We start from the raw sequence: 18585 nt of genomic DNA on the forward strand, positions 1-18585 counted from the left end.
GTATGGCGCTCTACGGCCGGATCACCGTCAATCTGAACGGCCCGCCATTGGCCGCGGCGTGTGCCACCGCCTCATTGACGTGATCGAGGTCGAACGCCGTCGTCTTGTACTCGTCAAGCCGCAGGAGTCCTGATCGCACCAGCGCGATCAGGCGGCTGGCCGCATCCGGCGGGTACATCCAGACGCCGTGGATGGTGATGCAGTTGCGCATGATCCAGGGGTAGGGCAGCTCGAGGCCCGCGCCGCCGGCCATGCCGACGCCGCCCATCAGCACGACGCGGCCATAGGCGCGCACCGTCATGACCGCCGCGCGCACCACAGTCGGACTCACCGAGGGCGGCATGATGTCGAACACGCAGTCGATCGGCCCCGGCGCGGCGCGCTTCATCGCCTCGCGGTCGTCGTCCTCGTTACCTGTGAGCTTGACCGGCTTCACACGGCTGCCGAAACGGCGGACGAGGTCGGCCAGAATCGTCTCGTTGCGCCCGGGCGTGACCACGCAGGCTGCGCCCATCGCGAGCGCGACAGAGACGGCGGCGCTGCCGAAATTGCCGGTGGCGCCACTCACCAGCACGGTTTCGCCTGCTTGCAGGTTGGCGGCGAGGAGGCCGCCATAGGGCACCAGCAGTGTCCCCAGCGCGCACCATTGTGCGGCTTCCTCGGACGTGATCGCGCCAAGGCGTTTGACGTTCTCGGTCGGCACCCGCATTTGCTCGGCAAACGAGCCATGGCGAAAATGCTTTTGCAGAAGCATGCCGCCGGCGCCGGCGGCCGTTAATCCCTGCAGGGCGATGTCGGGCGCGATCGCGTCGTCGCGCGAACGCACCGTCGGGTCGCAGAACACCCAGTCGCCGATCTTGAGCTTCGTTGCGTCCGGGCCGATCGCGCGCACCCGGCCGATGCCGCCCGGGCCCGGGATGATCGGCAAATCGAGTGCATAGTTGCGTTCGCCGCTGAAGACTTCGTTCATGTAGGACAGCACGCGCGTGGTGACGACGTCGACGATGACCTCGCCGGTGCCGAGCACCGGTTCGGGGGCATTCTCGATCACCAGCGGCGTTCCGAAGGATTTGAGTACGGCGGCTTTCATGATGTTCACCTCAAAGTGGGGTGAAACTCATATGCGCCGCCTTGGAGGGGACAAGAAGGCCTGGTATTATCCTAGTATCCTTTAGACCCTCCATCGCGGGAGCGACATCATGGCCGACCCACGCCGCGTCGAATTCGGCGATTTCCTGAGGTCCCGCCGCGAAAAGCTGTCGCCGAAGACCGTCGGGCTCCCGGCGGGCAGGCGGCGGCGCACCGCGGGCCTGCGCCGCGAGGAGGTCGCCCAGCTCGCCGGCATCGGTGTCGACTGGTACATTCGCCTCGAACAGGGCCGCACCGTCAGCCCGTCGGTGACCACCGTCGACGCGCTGGCCCGCGCGCTACGGCTCAGCAAGACCGAGCATGCGCATCTGAAGGCGCTGGCGCGCGACGGCGACAAGCGCGCCTTCACGCGCGAAATCGTGCCGCCGCCGATCCTGCGGATGATCGAGAGCCTGAATCAGCCGGCCTACATTGTCGGACGGCGCTGGGACGTGCTGGCCTGGAACGCCGCCGCGGAGCAGGTGTTTGCGTTTGGGCGATTGCCTGAGGAGGATCGCAACACGCTGCTCCTCGTGATGACCAACAAGCAGACGCGAAAGGCTTACGGCGCGGGCTGGGCGGACGTGGCCAAGCGCATGGTGGCGATGTTCCGGGCCACTCACGACGTCTGGGCCGGCGATCCCGCGTTCGCCGAACTGCTGACGCGGCTGCGGCAGGGCAGCCCGGAATTCGTCAAATGGTGGGAAGCCCACGAGATCCGCAGCACGTCGTCGGGCCTCAAGACCATGTCGCATCCGACCCTCGGCGTGCTGCATTTCGAGCACACCAGCTTCCAGGCCAATGACGATCCCGCACTGAAGCTCGTGATCTACACGCCGGTGACGGGCAGAGGCTGATGCATCGCGAGGCCTGAGCTCACGGCGACGGCGTGGCCGGAGGCGTCGTGCCGGCGTTCGGCAGCGTGGCTGGCCAAGGGCTTATCGGGTTGAGCGTCGACAGAGCGCAGGATGATTTGAGCTGTGTCCACACCGACGCCAGGCCCGTCAAGTCGATGTCGAATTTCGTCATGTCCGTCTTGTCGTCCGGCATCGAAATGGTTTCGCGGACATGCAGGGAGCGGGACGCCAGGATCGCCTTGACCATGTCGGGGTCGATGCTGCCGCGCCAGATCTCGACCTTGCCGGAACGTAGCGGAGCCCCTCCGACCTCCCTGTCCGTGCCGGCGTCCGCCGTCACCAGGATCGTGCTCTTGCCGGTGGCTGCTTCGTCGATTTCTCCCGCGAACGTCAGCGGCACGCGTTTCCTGCTTTCGCAAGACAGGCGCCACTCCATCATCCGGAACGAAGCGCCGTTCTCCTTCTTCAAGACCGCGATCTTGCGGACAAACGGGCGCGCTTCCTTCTCCAGCTTCCACATCGACTCGGCAAGCGGTCGGGTGTCGATTCCGAAACGATAGAGCTCGGCGCGCGTCAGCACGTGCAGGTTCTCGTACTTCACGGTCCGGATGAGGGCGTCGAGCTCACGGCTGATCCCCATCGACGCGATGAACTCAGTGCGGTCGCGATCGGCGCTCGCTATGCGGCGCTGCCTCGCCTCGGCGACCACCTGCGGGGGCGGATCCCCACGAAAGCGCAGGACCAGCCTGGAGTTATGGACCGCCAGCGCCGCGTCAGGCGCCACCTCGCGGGATGTCGCCCCGAGAAACAGGTAACCGCAGGCCGAGTTGCACATCGCATTGCGCGTGGTGAGCTCTGCCTCGACCTCGCCGCCCGCGTTCTTCACCTTCAGGCAGGTGGCGTCCACCTGCGTGCCCGCTGAGCACGCGGTCGCGGTGGTGTGACCAACCCGGGCGACTGCCTTGCGGCTGCGCAGCAACCGCCCGATCACGTAGGACTGCTCCACGTTGCCGCCGGGCGAATGAAGGTAGATCGGAAGCTGCGTCTCCTTGACGCCGGCGAGGAAGCGGCGAATGCGCGGCGCGGCGTCCTGATCGATCTGGCCCTCGATGGCAATCCAGCGGTCGCAACCCGGCCCGCACGCGTCGGGCGCTCCCTTGGCGAGATAGATCGTCAGCCTGGATGCAAATCCGGCCTTCTCGGCCGGCGTTCCTTCTGCACGCAAAGCGCCCGGGATCGACAGCAAGGTCACGAGGAGCAGAATACGGGCGAGCATGAACTGACGGGACCACACGCGGCGAAAACAGACGCGAAAGCTATCCGAAGATCGGTGCGATCACAACCTTTGGTGGCGTGTCGGAGCGCCGATTATTCTGCGTCCACGAACGCAACCTCATCCGGCTCCGCATGCGAGGTCTACGAATTCGCGCGGGGCTCGCACGTTTGCAAGTCGAGTTCGCAAGCGCTATGTCCGGGCTTTCGAGAGCGCCCAAGATGACAATCTCCGATGACAACGACCTCACGCGCCTGAAAGAGATCGGGCGCATCGTCGCCAATACCCTTGAGGCGATGGGGAAGGCGCTCGAACCGGGCATGACCACCTCCGAGCTGGACCAGATCGGACGAAGATTCCTGGAGACAGCCGGCGCACGTTCGGCTCCGGAGCTGGCCTATGCCTTCCCGGGGGCGACCTGCATCAGCGTGAACGAGGAGATCGCTCATGGCATCCCCGGTGACCGACGGATCGCGCGTGGCGACCTCGTCAACATCGACGTTTCAGCGGAGAAGAACGGCCTCTTCGCGGATACGGGAGCCTCGTTCGCCGTCCCGCCCGTAACCCGCGCGATCGAACGTCTTTGCAGGGATGGCCGGCGGGCCATGTGGACGGGCCTGCGGCAGGTCGGGGCTGGCAAGCCGATCGCCGGCATCGGCCAAGCCATCGGGACCTTTGCGCGGAAGAACGGCTACAGCCTTGTCAGGAACCTTGCCAGTCACGGTGTCGGCTTGTCGCTCCATGAGGAGCCGACAGAGATCGCAACATGGCCCGATTCCTCCGAACGCCGCATCATGAGCGACGGCCTGGTGTTCACCGTCGAGCCGTTCCTGTCCTTGGCCGCCGAGTGGGCAGAGAATGGCGATGATCCGTGGACGCTCTACAGCAGTCCCGAGGCGCCGACCGTGCAGTACGAGCACACCGTCGTCGCCACTCGACACGGACCTTTGATCGTTACGATGGCCGGTTAAGTCCGCCCAGGCCAGAGCCCGAGACGTCTCATGCGTCACCTGCCACCGGATCCCTGTGAGAAGCCGAACGGCTCTGGTCATCCGGCGCCAGCGGTGGCGACGGTCTTGCGGCAGCGTTCTTCAGCGGAGCAGCGTCGAGTTCTGAGGTGATCTGGACCGGCGCAGATCCGGCGTCGCGAGAGGCGACGATCCAGATCAGGAAGCCGAGAAGCGCGAGTGCAGCGCCGACGGGCCCGGTGGAGGTCCAGCCCAGCCCCTCGCGAATGGCAAGGCCGCCGAGGAACGGGCCGAGCGCGTTGGCGGTGTTGAACGCCGAATGGTTCAGCGCGGCGGCGAGCGCCTGCGCGTCGCCCGCGACGTCCATCAGCCGGGTCTGGAGGATGGCGCCGAGCGAGACGCCGGCGCCGATCGCGAAGATGTCGATCGCCAGCAGCCAGGGATTGCCGGCCGCAAGCGGAAACACCAGCAGCGCGACCGCCGAGAACAAGAGAATGACGCCCGCCGTCGGCATCAAGGCGCGGTCCGCGAAGCGCGGCACGAACAGATTGCCGAGCGTGGCGCCGACGCCGAACACGGCGAGAAAGAACGGAATCACCGCGGGGCTGACCTTGGTGACCTCGATCAATGTCGTTGCGAGGTAGGTATAGACGGCGAACATGCCGCCGAAGCCGATGGCGCCGATCGCCAGCGTGATCCAGACGCGGCCGCTTCTGAGGGCGTCGAGCTCTCGCAGCGGGTCCGACCTGCCGGCCTGGTCGCGCGGCGCGAACAGGGCGCAAAGCAGGACCGTGAGCAGGGCCAGCAGCGACACGAGGCCGAAGCTGGCGCGCCAGCCGACCGTCTGGCCGACCAGATTGGCCAGGGGCACGCCGATGATCGTGGCGCCAGTCAGGCCGAGCATCACCTGGCCGATCGCCCGCGAGCGGCGATGTTGAGGAACGAGCGAGGCTGCGACCAGCGCGGCGATGCCGAAATAGGCGCCATGCGGCAGCCCTGCGAGAAAACGGGCCGCGATCATCCAGCCAAACCCCGGCGCAAGCGAGGTGAGCGCATTGCCGAGCGCGAACACGGCCATCAGGGCCAGGAGCTGCGTGCGCCGGGCGAAGCGCGCACCAAGCACGGCGATCAGCGGTGCGCCCAGCACCACGCCGAGCGCGTAGGCACTGATCGCGTGTCCCGCGGTCGGCTCGTCGACCCGAAGGTCGGCGGCGAAGAACGGCAGCAGGCTCATCGATGCGAATTCGGTGGTTCCGATCGCAAAGCCGCCCATCGCGAGCGAGAACAGGACGATGGCGAGGTGAGGGGGCGCGGAGGCCGCGGTCGCGCGGAGCGAGGTCGCTTGAGGCGATATCGACATGTGTCCTGCATTGGTGGCGTCAACGGGAACCAGCCCAGCGAACGTCGCCACCCCTGCAAGATTTGTCTGTCGTACTTAAACCGAGAGCGGTCTGCGTCAACACCGGAGACGCGATGCAAGGCTGGCCGCATATCAGTGTCCCGATTTGGGTGTGCCACCGCTCGCGCGCATACGGTCATCAGGTACGCAGATCACGTCGTTGTGCGGGAACAGGAGGCTGATAGGATTTGCGTATCCTTGCCGGAATGCCTCGATGATTGAACCCGCGACGTCCGACTACGCCAGCCATAGCGCGCTCACCGATCCCGGTCCTTACGCCGCGTTGATCAGCGGCCTGCCGCCGGATGTTGCAATCGTGTGTCGCACCCTGCACGGCCTGCTGATCCACGAAGCATGGATCGAGAGGCAGGGATTGAACCCCGCGGCCTTCGCCGGTCAAAGCCGTGACACGTTGCCTGTGGCCCGGCGCCTGGAGCAACTTCTGACGATCGACCAGAGGCCGCTGACCGTCGCCCGATCGGGCGAGGCGAGAGTTTTGAGCACGTGCCGGGACTTTTCATTGATGCTGTGTGGTGTTCTGCGCCATCACGGCGTGCCGGCCCGCGTCCGCTGCGGTTTCGGCAGGTACTTCGCCGGGAATCCCTACGACGATCATTGGGTGTGCGAATATTGGGCTCGGGATGAGCAACGCTGGGTCCTCGTCGATGCTCAACTCGACGAATTGCACCACGATGTCCTCAAGTTCGATTTCGAGCCGATCGATGTGCCTCGTACGGAGTTCATCACCGGCATCGAGGCATGGAAGCTATGCCGCACCGGCGCCATCGATCCTGCGCAGCTTGGCCACGGAACGACGACCGGTCTGTTCTTTGCGCGCGTCAACCTCGCGCGCGATCTGCTCGCGCTCGCCGGGATCGAGACCTCGGCATGGGATAATTGGCGCGCCGCGCGCGAACCACATCGCGCGTTGGATGATGCAGCTCTGTCGCAATGTGACGGCATCGCGCAGCGCGGTGAGGCGGGCGCGATCGAGATCGCGCCGTCACTAGTACCCGGAATCAGAGCTGAGTGATACGGCGGCCTTTGAAACGGCGTTGACGGACCTTTTTCTTGGTCCAGACGAAGGGCTCGGCTCTGTCGTTGTATGCGTTGACGTAGGCATCGATGTGTTCCTGAAGCTGCTTGAGGCTCGTGAAGGAGGTGCCGCTGAGCGACTGCCCCTGCAAGATGGAAAACCATACTTCGACCTGATTGAGCCATGACGCACTTGTCGGCGTGAAATGAAATTGCACGTTGGGGTGGGCCTTGAGCCAGTCCTCGTTCTTTTTATGGGTGTTGAGGTTGTCGAGGATGACGTGAAGCTTGCGGTTCGGAAAAGTCGCGGTGACGCTGTTCATGAAATCGAGAAACTCGACGCGGCGCCGGCGTTTTGAATGGGTCGCGATGATCTTTCCGGTGGCGACTTCGAGCGCCGCAAACAATGTTGTGGTGCCATGCCGCTTGTAATCGTGGCTTTGGCCGGTTAAGGCGCGGCCATTGGGCAACTTCAGATAACCCTGCGCTCGCTCCAAAGCCTGGATCGAGGGCTTCTCGTCCACGCACAGCACAATGGCCTTCGCCGGCGGCGCGACATAGAGGCCGACAACATCGGCGGCTTTGGCCGTAAAGTTCGGGTCGTTGCTCTCGCACCAGGACTTGCGAGCCACCAGGTCAATCTTGTGGCTGCGCAGGAACCGCCAGACATATTGGACATCGACATCGCCCAGCGCCTCGGCCAGCAGGGGGCCGGTCCAGCGCGCAAACCCTTGCGGTGGCGGCTTATCCAGCAGCTTCAGAATCCGCTTGTCGGTCGTCTTCGTATAGATCGGCTGCTTGCCAGGCCGCGGCTTGTCTTGCAGCCCTTCAAGGCCATGGTCGGCATAGCGATGCCGCCAAAGGCTGACAATCCGCGGCTGGACCCCAACTTCCTTGGCGATCGACCGGGTGCTGCGCCCATCCGCCGCCAACAGAACTATCCGCGCCCGCTTCAAATCGCGCTGCAACGTCACCGGTGAGCGACAGCACGCCTCAAGCACCTTGCGATCTTTCCTCGAAAGGTGGACTTCTCTTGCTTCGGGTATCATCCCGACCTTGAATCACGACTCACGTTCCAAGAAAAGTGGGTACTAGGTGCGCCGCCCTGGCAATAGATCGTTCGTTCGTGCCCTAATTGGCGCGGCTCGACTTCCGAGGGCTCCTCGGCCGCTCCTGCGGGAAATACGGGTTCACGACGCATGTCGCAGAGCGGCCGACGGCGAGATATCTGCACTGCTGGAGCGAGGTGTAGCGGCAGTCGAAATAGCCCACCTGGCCGTAGATCTGCATGCAGACGGGATGGCTGGGATCATAGGTCTGCGCACGCGCCGGCGCGCTGACGAGCAGCGTGCCGGACGCAACCAGTGCGAGGCAAGCGCGGCGCATCTCAGCGCGGCCAGGAAGAAACCGGCGCAAACGTGCGCGGACGATTTTGATACGCGTAGGGATCATCGCTTTGCCCTCCGAAATACGGGTTCGCGATACAGGTCAGCGCGCGGCCCGATGCGCTCGCCTGACACTGCGTGTAGGTGTCGAACCTGCAATTGCTCAGCCCCGGCCATTCATCGCCGGTCAGGCAGAACGCATGACTGGTTCCGAACGCGCGCGCCGGTGTGCTCGCGATGAACGCAAGCGTGAATGTGGCGATTGCGAGCGAAAATGTGGCGACAATGGGGAGGGTGAATAATGCACGCATCTCGAATCTCCAATCACGCGAATGTGCGCGCGACGATGTTACGCGCGTACGCAGTGTATCTCGTGTAGTCGACATTGAAATTGCTGAAAACTCTTGTTTCAAAGGGTTTCCAGCGCGCGCCGATAAATCTTCATTAATGAAGCGCGGCCCTTTGGAGCGAACTGTTGCGTCGCGGTTACAGCAATTCCGCCGATCACTGTTATGACCATGCCCACGGCCCGGGGGCCTACTGAAGAAAACTGGAACGGGATTCAAATGAAGAAGAATTTGTTGCTGGCCGCTGTGAGCCTCGTCGCACTGAGCGCGGCTGCACCGGCGGTGGCTGCTGATCTCGCGGCTCGGCCGTACACCAAGGCGCCTGCGATGGTCGCCGCGATCTACGACTGGAGCGGCTTCTACATCGGCATCAACGGCGGCGGCGGTTCGGCGCACTCGACCTGGGATCTGGTCGGCGGTGGCCGTGAAGGTTCGCACGATGCGACCGGCGGCACGGTCGGTGGCCAGATCGGCTATCGCTGGCAGTCCGGCCAGTGGGTGTTCGGCGTGGAAGGCCAGGGCAACTGGGCCGACTTCTCGGGCGACAACGTCAGCGCGCTGTTCGCGACTCGCAACCGTTCGAAGATCGACTCGTTCGGTCTGATCACCGGTCAGGTCGGCTATGCCTGGAACAACGTGCTCATCTACGTCAAGGGCGGTGCGGCTGTGGCCGGCACCAAGTACGAAGTCTTCAGCACGGCCTCGGGCGCGCTGCTGTCGTCGAACGACCAGACCCGTTGGGGTGGCACGGTGGGTGCCGGCCTCGAGTACGGTTTCGCCCCGAACTGGTCGGTTGGCGTCGAGTACAACCACATCTTCCTGCAGGACAAGGACGTCACCTTCGCGGGTCTCGCGGGTACCGACCGCATCCGTCAGGACGTCGACATGGGCCTCGTCCGCCTGAACTACAAGTTCGGTGGCCCGATCATCGGCCGCTACTGATACCAATCGCTCATCTTCGAGCGGTTGTCGAAAGCCCCGGCCATCGGCCGGGGCTTTTTTGTTGTTTGAAGTCAGTGAGTTAACCATTCCTTTTTGGGACGGTTCAGACGGCTTGACTCCTGAGAACAAAATGAGAACAATGTTCTTCATACGTTCCAGCAAGGGAGCAGGCCATGTTCAGGATTTTCGTGGAAGAAGCCGCCGCACTGGCATCGATCACCCTGTTCGTCGGGATGATCGCAATCTGGGCGCAGGTGATTCCGCAGCTCTAGGGCCAGGGTTTGGAAAACCGTTGCTGGGGAACTCCTCGGCGCGCCTGGGGAAAAGCGGGACGACGCGGCCGATCGGCCGCTCTGGCGTGGACTCTGCGGCGGCGACGCCCCACCATTGGGCGGCGAGTCGGCAAAGGCGGCTGGGAGGTGGGTGCAGGATACGCCATGATCCCCTCAGCATCCCCTTGGGGCCGGCGACCGTTCCATCCCATCTGCAAGAGGCCGTCACGCGACCATGCCGAGCGCCGGATTTGTCCACCTTCACGTTCACTCGGCCTATTCGCTGCTCAAGGGCTCGATCAAGATCGGCAAGCTCGCCGAGCTCGCCAAGAAGGACCATCAGCCGGCCCTGGCGCTGACCGACACCGACAATCTGTTCGGTGCGCTGGAGTTCTCCGACAAGATGGCGGGCTCCGGCATCCAGCCGATCGTCGGCTGCGAGCTCGCGATCGACTTCGGCGACCAGGATCCGACCGCGCGCAACGCCATTGGCCCCTCGCGCGTGGTGCTGCTGGCGGCGCAGGAGCGCGGCTATCGCAGCCTGATGCGGCTGAATTCGCGGGCGTTCCTGGAGACGCCCGACAGCCATGCCCCGTTCATCAAGTTCGACTGGTTCGACGGCGAGACCGAGGGGCTGATTGCGCTCACCGGCGGCCCTGACGGGCCGATCTCGCTGGCGCTTGCCGGCGGTATGGCCGAACTCGCGGCGACGCGCTGCGAGCGTCTCGCCACGCTGTTCGGCGACCGGCTCTACATCGAGTTGCAGCGACACAACATCGACAAGGAGCGGCGCGTCGAAAGCGGCCTGATCGACATCGCCTATGCCAAGGGGCTGCCGCTGGTTGCGACCAACGAGCCATATTTCGCGGCGACCGACGATTACGAGGCGCACGATGCGCTTTTGTGTATCGCCGGCGGCCGGCTGATCGCCGAGAGCGATCGCGTGCAGCTCACGCCGGATCATCGCTTCAAGACCCGCGCCGAGATGGCGGTGCTGTTCGCCGACATTCCGGAGGCGCTGGCCTCGACGGTCGAGATCGCCGAGCGCTGCTCGTTCCGCCCGATGACGCGCAAGCCGATCCTGCCGTTCTTCACGGTCGGCGCCGCCGCAAGCTCCGATGCCGCTGCGGTCGAGGCCGCCGAGTTGAAGCGGCAGGCGGAGGAGGGGCTCGCCAACCGCCTGCGCGTGCACGGCCTGTCGCAGGGCACCACGGAAGAGGACTACAGCAAGCGCCTGGCGTTCGAGCTCGACGTCATCATGCGCATGAAGTACGCGGGCTACTTCCTGATCGTGTCCGACTTCATCAAATGGGCGAAGTCGCAAGGCATTCCGGTCGGGCCGGGCCGCGGCTCCGGCGCGGGCTCGCTGGTCGCCTGGGCCCTGACCATCACCGATCTCGACCCGATCAAGTTCGGCCTGCTGTTCGAGCGCTTCCTCAACCCGGAACGCGTCTCGATGCCGGACTTCGACATCGACTTCTGCCAGGACCGCCGCGGCGAGGTGATCCAGTACGTGCAGCAGCGCTACGGCCGCGACCAGGTCGCGCAGATCATCACCTTCGGTACGCTGCAGGCGCGCGGCGTGCTGCGCGACGTCGGCCGCGTGCTGCAAATGCCTTACGGCCAGGTCGACAAGCTGACGAAACTGGTGCCGCAGAATCCGGCCGCGCCGGTGACGCTGGCCGCCGCGATCGAGAGCGAGCCGAAGCTCCAGGCGTTCCGCGACGAGGATCCGGTGGTGGCGCGCGCCTTCGACATCGCCCAGCGTCTCGAAGGCCTGACGCGCCACGCCTCGACGCATGCCGCCGGCATCGTGATCGGCGATCGCCCCCTGAGCGAGCTCGTGCCGCTCTACCGCGATCCCAAATCCGACATGCCGGTGACCCAGTTCAACATGAAATGGGTCGAGCCGGCGGGCCTCGTCAAGTTCGACTTCCTCGGCCTGAAGACGCTGACCGTGCTCGACGTCGCGTGCAAGCTGCTCAAGCCGCGCGACATCCATGTCGATCTCGCGACGCTGCCGATCGACGATGCCGAAAGCTACCAGATGCTGGCGCGCGGCGAGGTGGTCGGCGTGTTCCAGGTTGAAAGCCAGGGCATGCGGCGCGCGTTGGTCGACATGCGGCCCGACCGTTTCGAGGACATCATCGCGCTGGTGGCGCTCTACCGCCCCGGCCCGATGGCGAACATCCCGACCTATTGCTCGCGCAAGCACGGCGACGAGGAGCCGGAATATCTGCATCCCGTGCTGGAGCCGATCCTGAAGGAGACCTTCGGCGTCATCATCTACCAGGAACAGGTGATGCAGATCGCGCAGGTGATGTCGGGCTATTCGCTCGGCGACGCCGACCTGCTGCGCCGCGCCATGGGCAAGAAGATCCGCGCCGAGATGGACAAGCAGCGCGACATCTTCGTCGCCGGCGCGGTGAAGAACGGCGTGCCGAAGGGGCAGGCCGAGACCATCTTCGAGCTGCTGGCGAAGTTCGCCGACTACGGCTTCAACAAGAGCCACGCGGCGGCTTACGCGCTGGTGTCCTACCACACCGCCTACATGAAGGCGCATTATCCGGTGGAGTTCATCGCAGCGTCGATGACGCTCGATCTCAACAACACCGACAAGCTCTCCGAATTCCGCTCCGAGGCGCAGCGCCTCGGCATCAAGGTCGAGCCGCCGAACATCAACCGGTCGGGTGCGACCTTCGAGGTCGGAGAGAAGACCATCTACTACGCGCTCGCCGCGCTCAAGGGCGTCGGCATCCAGGCGATCGACCAGATCATCGAGGAGCGCACCAAGAACGGGCTGTTCACCTCGCTCGCCGACTTCGCCGCGCGGGTCAATCCGCGTGCGATCAACAAGCGCATCATCGAGAGTCTCGCCGCCGCCGGCGCCTTCGACACGCTGGAGCCGAACCGCGCGCGCGTCTTCGCCGGCGCGGACGCGATCCTCGCCGCCTGCCAGCGCGCGCATGAGGCCGCGACCATCGGCCAGAACGACATGTTCGGCATGTCGGCGGACGCGCCGACCATCATGCTGCCGCAGATCGAGGCATGGCTGCCGGCCGAGCGGCTGCGCCGCGAATACGACGCGATCGGCTTCTTCCTGTCCGGCCATCCGCTCGACGATTACGCCACCGTGCTGAAGCGCCTGCGGGTGCAGAGCTGGGCGGAATTCTCGCGCGCGGTGAAGACCGGCGCCACCGCCGGCAAGGTCGCGGCCACCGTGGTCTCGCGCATGGAACGGCGCACCAAGACCGGCAACAAGATGGGCATCATGGGGCTCTCCGATCCCACGGGCCACTTCGAGGCGGTGCTGTTCTCGGAAGGCCTTGCGCAATATCGCGACGTGCTCGAGCCGGGGGCGGCCGTGCTGCTCCAGCTTGGCGCCGAGCTCCAGGGCGAAGACGTGCGCGCCCGCGTGCTGCATGCCGAGCCGCTCGACGATGCCGCGGCCAAGACGCAGAAGGGCCTGCGCATCTTCCTGCGCGACACCAAGGCGCTGGAATCGATCGCCAAGCGTCTCGCCGGCCCCGAGATGGCGTCCTCGAACGGCGCCGCGCCAAAGGTCGGCAGCCCGGGGATTGCGCCGCGCTCCAACGGCGACGGCGAGGTCTTGCTGGTGATGATGCTCGACCTCGAGACCGAGGTGGAGATGAAGCTGCCCGGCCGCTTCAAGGTCTCGCCGCAGATCGCCGGCGCGATCAAGGCGGTCGCGGGCGTGGTGGACGTGCAGCAGCTCTGACGTTGCACGCGCCGCCGCAAACCAAAGCTTAACTATCAAGTTCACACCTGGTTTCGAAGTCTGCCGCGCGCAGCTATCAGTTGTTTCCCGGCGCGAGACCAAGGAAGAAGAATCATGTGTGACAAATGCTCCGAAAATCTGCATCAATCGGTTGCTCCCTCCCGACGCTCGATGATGCTTTTCGCCGCCTCCGCGCTCGGGGTGGCAGCGTTTGGCGGGCCTGCGGTGGCCAAGGAGGCGAAAGCGCCGCCGAAACCTCAGAACGTGCTGTCGCCCGATGCGGCGCTCAAACGGCTGATGGACGGCAATTCGCGCTACGTATCGGGTGTGTCGCGCCGTCACGACTTCGCGCACGAGCGCGAGGCATTGGTCGGCGGTCAGAATCCCTACGCTGCCGTTCTGAGCTGCGCCGATTCGCGGATCGCGCCTGAATATGCCTTCGACAGCGGACGCGGAGACCTGTTCGTGTGCCGCGTCGCCGGAAATTTTGCCGGCGATGAGACCGTTGCGAGCATGGAGTACACCGTCGCCGTGCTCGGCACGCCCCTGATCCTGGTGCTCGGCCACGACAATTGCGGCGCCGTCGACGCGACGATCAAGTCGCTCAAGGACGACAAGCCGCTGCCGGGACATATCCCTTCGCTGGTCTCCGCGATCGCACCGGCGGTGAAGACCGCTGCTCAGCAGAGCGGGAATGCGCTCGACAATGCCATCCGTCAGAATGTCATCGACAACGTGGCCAAGCTGAAATCGGCTGCGCCGATCCTCAATGCGGCAGTCGAGCAGGGCAAGCTCAAGGTGGTCGGCGGCATCTATCGGCTGAGCACAGGGACCGTCGAATTGCTGGCCCAAGGCTGAGGTTGGTGGCGCGTCTTTCCGGTGGCTTGTCCGCGCGATCCACGCAGTGGTCGTCGGATGTTGTTGCAACCCTGCGCTGATTTTGGCTAGCATACACCCGGGGAATGGACTGGGGTGTGCGATGCTGCGATGGGGCGCGTTGGTGGTGACCGCTGGCGTCATGTTGGCGGGGTGCGTGAGCGATCAGGTCGGAACGGACTTCGCATCCGTGTCAAAGAAGATCGGACCTCCGCGCGCGGGGCAGTCGCGCGTGGTGTTCCTGCAGGACAAGCGCAACGGCCTCAGCATGGCGTTTTGCGCCTGCGAGGTGAAGCTCGACGGTGCGCCGATGGGTAAGGTGCTCGCCGGCAAATATGCCTACGCCGATCGTCCGGCCGGCCGTCACGACGTGCTGGTGACCGAGCTGATGTTTCCCGGCGACACCAAGCGCGAGATCGTGATGGAATCCGGCCGAACGCACTTCTACCTCATCAAGAGCAGTGCCAGGCACGATGCCGCCACGGGCGGGGCGGTGCTTGGCGGGCTGGCCGGGCTTGCGGTGGTTTCCGTCGCGACGGCCGGCGAGTCCAATCCCGGGCCCGCCGAGCTCGTTGCGCTGGATGAGGCGACCGCGCGAACGAAGCTCGCTGAATTGCAAGCCGTCGAGTAAGATGCGCGGCACGATTGCCGCTGCATCAACGACGGCGGCTCGATGGGCAGGAGCGAGGCATGTGCGAGAATTGCGGAAGTGTTCGCGGCGCCCACATCCGCCCTTCGCGGAGGTCGCTCATCCACTTCACCGTCTCCGCGATCGGCCTGGCCTTCGCCGGCACAGCCTTCGCCAAGGAGGCCAAGGCGCCGCCCAAGCCGCAAAACGTGCTGGCGCCCGATGCGGCGTTGAAGCGGCTGATGGAGGGCAATGCGCGTTATGTCGAAGGCGTGTCGCGGCGGCACGATTTCAAGCATGAGCGCGAGGCGCTGGCCGGCGGCCAGAACCCGTTCGCGGCCGTGCTGAGCTGCGCCGACTCGCGCATCGCGCCTGAATATGCCTTCGACACCGGCCGCGGCGACCTGTTCGTCTGCCGCGTCGCCGGAAATTTTGCCGGCACCGAGACCATCGCCAGCATGGAATATGCCGTTGCCGTGCTCGGCGCGCCGCTGATCCTCGTGCTCGGCCATGACAGCTGCGGCGCGGTCGATGCGACGCTGAAGGCGATCAAGGACAACACCTCGCCGCCCGGCCACATCCCCTCGCTGATCGATGCGATCGCGCCCGCCGCCAAGGCTGCGATGCAGCAGGGCGGGGACGTGCTCGACAAGGCGACCCGGCAGAACGTGATCGACAACGTCGCCAAGCTGAAGTCGGCCGCACCGATCCTCAATGCGGCCGTGGAGCAGGGCAAGCTGAAGGTGATGGGTGGCATCTATCGGCTCACGACGGGAACGGTCGATCTGATCGCACAAGGCTGATCGCGCCAGGCTGAGCGAGCAGGACCGATCGCGCAAGGCTGAGCAAGACTGCCGCAACGCGGTTGCCGGGCGGTCGAGAAGCTGACGTGGGCCTGACGAAAGGCGCCTGGACGACAGGCGCCTTTCGGCGGCGGCCTGCGTCATGCCGCCGCCTCAATCCGGGCCTTTCGTTCAAGTGCCATTCAGCCAGCCGCGCGTCTGATGCGTGTTGGCAGCTCAACAACAAAGCGGGCAAGCAAGCCATGCGTGGGACCCACAAGGCCTTCCTCTGTTTCCTCTTGCCGATCTTGTTCCTTGCCGCGGGGGCGCTGGAGCCGGCGCGCGCGCAGCAGCAGGAAAAGCGAATCGCGCTCGTGGTCGGCAACGGCGCCTATGCCAAGTCGCCGCTGGCGACGACCGCGAACGATGCCGGCCTGATCGCGCAGACGCTGCAGGCGGCGGGCTTCGACGTCGTCGGCGCGCGCGATCTCGACGGCGACACGCTGCGCAAGAGCTTTCGCGATTTCATCCAGAAGGCGCAGGCCTCCGGCCCCGGCACCGTCGCGATGGTCTATCTCGCCGGCTACGGCGTGCAGCTTGCCGGCGAGAACTATTTCATCCCGGTCGATTCCAACATCACCCGCGACACCGACATCCCGACCGAGGCCCTGCGCATCAGCGACTATGCGCGCCAGCTTGCGGCGATTCCGCTCAAGGCCAACATCGTGGTGCTCGACGCGGCGCGGGCGCAGCCCTTCATCGAGGGCGGCCAGCCGATCGCGAGCGGGCTGGCGCTGGTCGAGCCCGATCAGAACATGCTGATCGCCTTCAATGCCGCGCCCGGCACGGTGGCGCCGGAGGAGCCGGGGCCCTACGGCATCTATGCGCAGTCGCTGGCGGAGATGATCCGCACCGGCGGCCTGCCGCTGCCTGACGTGTTCGATCGCGTCCGCCTGCGTGTCAACGAGGCCTCCAAGGGCGCGCAGGTACCCTGGAACGAGCAGAAGATATCGGCGCCATTCTCATTCTTCGATCGCGGGCCCGACGCGCCGCCGCCGGAGGCCTCGGCCGCCCAGGTCGCCGCGATCCGCAACAAGCCGATCCGCGATCTCGGTGTGCAAGACGCCTACGCCGCCGCGCTGGAGCGCGACACGCTGCCGGCCTATGAGGAATTTCTCGCGGCCTATCCGACCGATCCGATGTCCAAGCGCGTGATGGCGATCGTTGCGGCGCGCCGCGAGGCGATCACCTGGCGGCGGACTTATCGCACCGACACGCCGGAAGCCTATTGGTCGTATCTGCGCCGCTATCCGCGCGGGCCGCATGCAGGCGATGCGCGCCGTCGCCTCGCGATCCTCACCGCGCCGGCCGAGCCGCCGCCGAGCTTCGCGATGATCGACTATGACGTGCCGCCGCCGCCGCCGGAGGAGGTGGTCTATGTCGACCGTCCCGTGCTGTACTTCAGCGATCCCGATTTTGGCTTCGCGCCGCCACCACCGCCGCCGGTCTACTATCTGCCGCCGCCGCCGTCGGATTTCGTCGTGCTCGAGCCGCCGCTGCCTGTGGTCGGCCTGTTCGTGTTGCCGCAGCCGATGTTCGTGCCGATCCCGGTGTTCGTCAGGCCGCCGGTCTATGTCGCGCCGCCGCCGAACAACATCATCTTCAACAACATCCATAACACCACGGTCATCAACACCGTGATCAACCGGCCTCCCGCCCCGCCGCCGGCGGGTGGGGGAGGAGGAGGGACCGGGCCTGGCAATCTGACGCCGGCGATTGCCGGCCGCGCCAACCCGGTAGCACCGATGTTGCCGCAAGCCGCTACGCAGCGCGCGGCTCTGATCCAGCAGGGCAAGGCGCCGATGCCGCTGAGCGCGACGGTCCAGCCGACGGCGAGGCCCGGGATACCTCCCGGGACGCCGGCCAATGTCGCGCCAAATGCGCGACCAAGTGCGCTACCTGGTGGCCTCCCAGGTACAGCACCGAACGTCGCGCCGCAGACCAGGTTGCCTGCCGCCAACACGCTGCCGGTTCCGGGCTCCCATGGTGGGCCGCCGGCGCCGCCGGCAGGGGCAGCAGGGACTCTGCCGGGCGGAAAGCCCTTGCCGTCGACGGCAACTGCACCCGGCACGACCCTGCCGACGCATCCGGGGGCGCCGACCACGGCTGCGCCCGGCACAACGCCGCCGCCCCATCTTGGTGCGCCAACGGCCGCCGCTCCGACCACCGGTGCGCCCACCACGACAAATCCGGCCGTTGTGCCCGGCCAACCGCCCAAGCCCCCAGTCGCGCAGACCCCGCCCGGGGCCGGGCCTGCCGACCGTGCCAAGTCCGCAACCCGTGAGCCGGCCGGCCCGCCGCCTGCTGCCGCGGGAAAACCGGTCGTGCCGCCTCCGTCAGCAGTGCACGAGCCGATCAGGCCGCAGGCTCACCCGCCGGCCCCGCCGCAGGCGGCCAAGCCAGCAGCACCGCCCCCGCGGCCCCAGGCCGTGGCGCGGCCCACGCCGCCACCTCCGCCGCGCGTGTCGGCGCCGCCGCCACGGAGGGCTGCACCTCCGCCGCCACGCCCCGCTCCGCCGGTGGCTGTGGCGCGTCCGGCGCCCCCGCCAATGGCTCGGCCCGCGCCGCCCCCGCCAGTAGCCCGGCCGGCGCCCCCGCCGCCGCCTCGGGTGGCCGTTGCACCTCCGCCGCGTCCGGCTGCACCTCCGCCCCGCCCAGCGGCCCCGCCGCCGGCGGCCAAGAAGTGCCCGCCGAACCAGCCCAAGTGCTAGGCAAGCGCTAGTCCAGCGCCAGAGCCTGGCGCGGTCTTTACGGAAGGGGGGCCATTCGCGGGCGAAACCGCCCGCGAATGGCCCTTATTTCCTTGCTTCTGGCCGAAATCGCGCTATATAGCGCGCCATCTCACACGGAAGCATGGCTCACAAGGCCGTCCGGTGGCAGCCGGGGCGCAACGC

General features: G+C 65.9%; 15 protein-coding genes. 9 read left to right on the forward strand and 6 right to left on the reverse strand.

Going from position 1 to position 18585, the window contains the following annotated elements:
- Positions 1-10 precede the first annotated feature (10 nt).
- Complete coding sequence (locus AB5K84_RS22030; RefSeq protein ID WP_038966295.1) at positions 11-1090, reverse strand: zinc-binding dehydrogenase; 1080 nt, start codon at positions 1088-1090, stop codon at positions 11-13.
- A gap of 109 nt (positions 1091-1199) precedes the next feature.
- Between AB5K84_RS22030 and AB5K84_RS22035 the strand changes: the two genes are divergently transcribed.
- Positions 1200-1985: a helix-turn-helix transcriptional regulator gene (locus tag AB5K84_RS22035; RefSeq protein WP_011087640.1), complete on the forward strand. Its 786-nt coding sequence runs from the start codon at positions 1200-1202 to the stop codon at positions 1983-1985.
- A gap of 19 nt (positions 1986-2004) precedes the next feature.
- Here AB5K84_RS22035 and AB5K84_RS22040 read toward each other — a convergent pair whose 3' ends face one another.
- Complete coding sequence (locus AB5K84_RS22040) at positions 2005-3261, reverse strand: hypothetical protein (RefSeq protein WP_038966288.1); 1257 nt, start codon at positions 3259-3261, stop codon at positions 2005-2007.
- 218 nt (positions 3262-3479) lie between these two features.
- On the opposite strand from AB5K84_RS22040, the gene map reads away from it, so the two are divergent.
- Complete coding sequence (gene map, locus AB5K84_RS22045) at positions 3480-4229, forward strand: type I methionyl aminopeptidase (protein ID WP_011087638.1); 750 nt, start codon at positions 3480-3482, stop codon at positions 4227-4229.
- A 28-nt stretch (positions 4230-4257) separates the two neighbouring features.
- Here the strand turns inward: map and AB5K84_RS22050 are convergent, their stop codons facing one another.
- Positions 4258-5586 (reverse strand): MFS transporter, encoded by a 1329-nt coding sequence (locus tag AB5K84_RS22050; RefSeq protein WP_038966287.1) that lies wholly within the window; start codon positions 5584-5586, stop codon positions 4258-4260.
- 253 nt (positions 5587-5839) lie between these two features.
- On the opposite strand from AB5K84_RS22050, the gene AB5K84_RS22055 reads away from it, so the two are divergent.
- Positions 5840-6658, forward strand: coding sequence for a transglutaminase-like domain-containing protein (locus tag AB5K84_RS22055; protein WP_011087636.1), 819 nt, complete (start codon positions 5840-5842; stop codon positions 6656-6658).
- On the opposite strand, the gene AB5K84_RS22060 is transcribed toward AB5K84_RS22055, so the two are convergent.
- The 3 genes from AB5K84_RS22060 to AB5K84_RS22070 form a co-directional block, all read right to left on the reverse strand.
- Positions 6645-7709, reverse strand: a complete 1065-nt coding sequence (locus AB5K84_RS22060; protein ID WP_011084514.1) for an IS630-like element ISRj1 family transposase — start codon at positions 7707-7709, stop codon at positions 6645-6647. The genes AB5K84_RS22055 and AB5K84_RS22060 overlap by 14 nt on opposite strands.
- Before the next feature lie 82 nt (positions 7710-7791).
- Entirely contained in the window at positions 7792-8046 is a 255-nt protein-coding gene (locus AB5K84_RS22065) for a DUF3551 domain-containing protein (protein ID WP_038967837.1), read from the reverse strand.
- A gap of 1 nt (position 8047) precedes the next feature.
- Positions 8048-8356, reverse strand: coding sequence for a DUF3551 domain-containing protein (locus AB5K84_RS22070; protein WP_038967838.1), 309 nt, complete (start codon positions 8354-8356; stop codon positions 8048-8050).
- A gap of 255 nt (positions 8357-8611) precedes the next feature.
- Here AB5K84_RS22070 and AB5K84_RS22075 point away from each other — a divergent pair, with 255 nt between their 5' ends.
- The 6 genes from AB5K84_RS22075 to AB5K84_RS22100 all read left to right on the forward strand — a co-directional run bounded on the left by AB5K84_RS22075 (position 8612) and on the right by AB5K84_RS22100 (position 18402).
- Positions 8612-9334, forward strand: coding sequence for an outer membrane protein (locus AB5K84_RS22075; RefSeq protein ID WP_028171744.1), 723 nt, complete (start codon positions 8612-8614; stop codon positions 9332-9334).
- Between the two features lie 507 nt (positions 9335-9841).
- The gene (gene dnaE, locus AB5K84_RS22080; RefSeq protein ID WP_011087634.1) at positions 9842-13345 is read left to right on the forward strand and encodes a DNA polymerase III subunit alpha; all 3504 of its coding nucleotides are present in this window, start codon (positions 9842-9844) and stop codon (positions 13343-13345) included.
- Positions 13346-13459: 114 nt separating this feature from the next.
- Complete coding sequence (locus AB5K84_RS22085) at positions 13460-14203, forward strand: carbonic anhydrase (RefSeq protein WP_011087633.1); 744 nt, start codon at positions 13460-13462, stop codon at positions 14201-14203.
- 208 nt (positions 14204-14411) lie between these two features.
- Positions 14412-14852 (forward strand): DUF2846 domain-containing protein, encoded by a 441-nt coding sequence (locus AB5K84_RS22090; protein WP_236842065.1) that lies wholly within the window; start codon positions 14412-14414, stop codon positions 14850-14852.
- A gap of 59 nt (positions 14853-14911) precedes the next feature.
- On the forward strand, positions 14912-15652 hold the full coding sequence (locus AB5K84_RS22095; protein ID WP_011087631.1) for a carbonic anhydrase: 741 nt from the start codon (positions 14912-14914) through the stop codon (positions 15650-15652).
- A 242-nt stretch (positions 15653-15894) separates the two neighbouring features.
- The gene (locus AB5K84_RS22100; protein WP_441232640.1) at positions 15895-18402 is read left to right on the forward strand and encodes a caspase family protein; all 2508 of its coding nucleotides are present in this window, start codon (positions 15895-15897) and stop codon (positions 18400-18402) included.
- The last annotated feature ends 183 nt before the right edge of the window (positions 18403-18585 follow it).

It is taken from the genome of Bradyrhizobium sp. 1200_D9_N1_1 (assembly GCF_052075915.1).
In the GTDB taxonomy this organism is placed as follows: domain Bacteria; phylum Pseudomonadota; class Alphaproteobacteria; order Rhizobiales; family Xanthobacteraceae; genus Bradyrhizobium; species Bradyrhizobium diazoefficiens.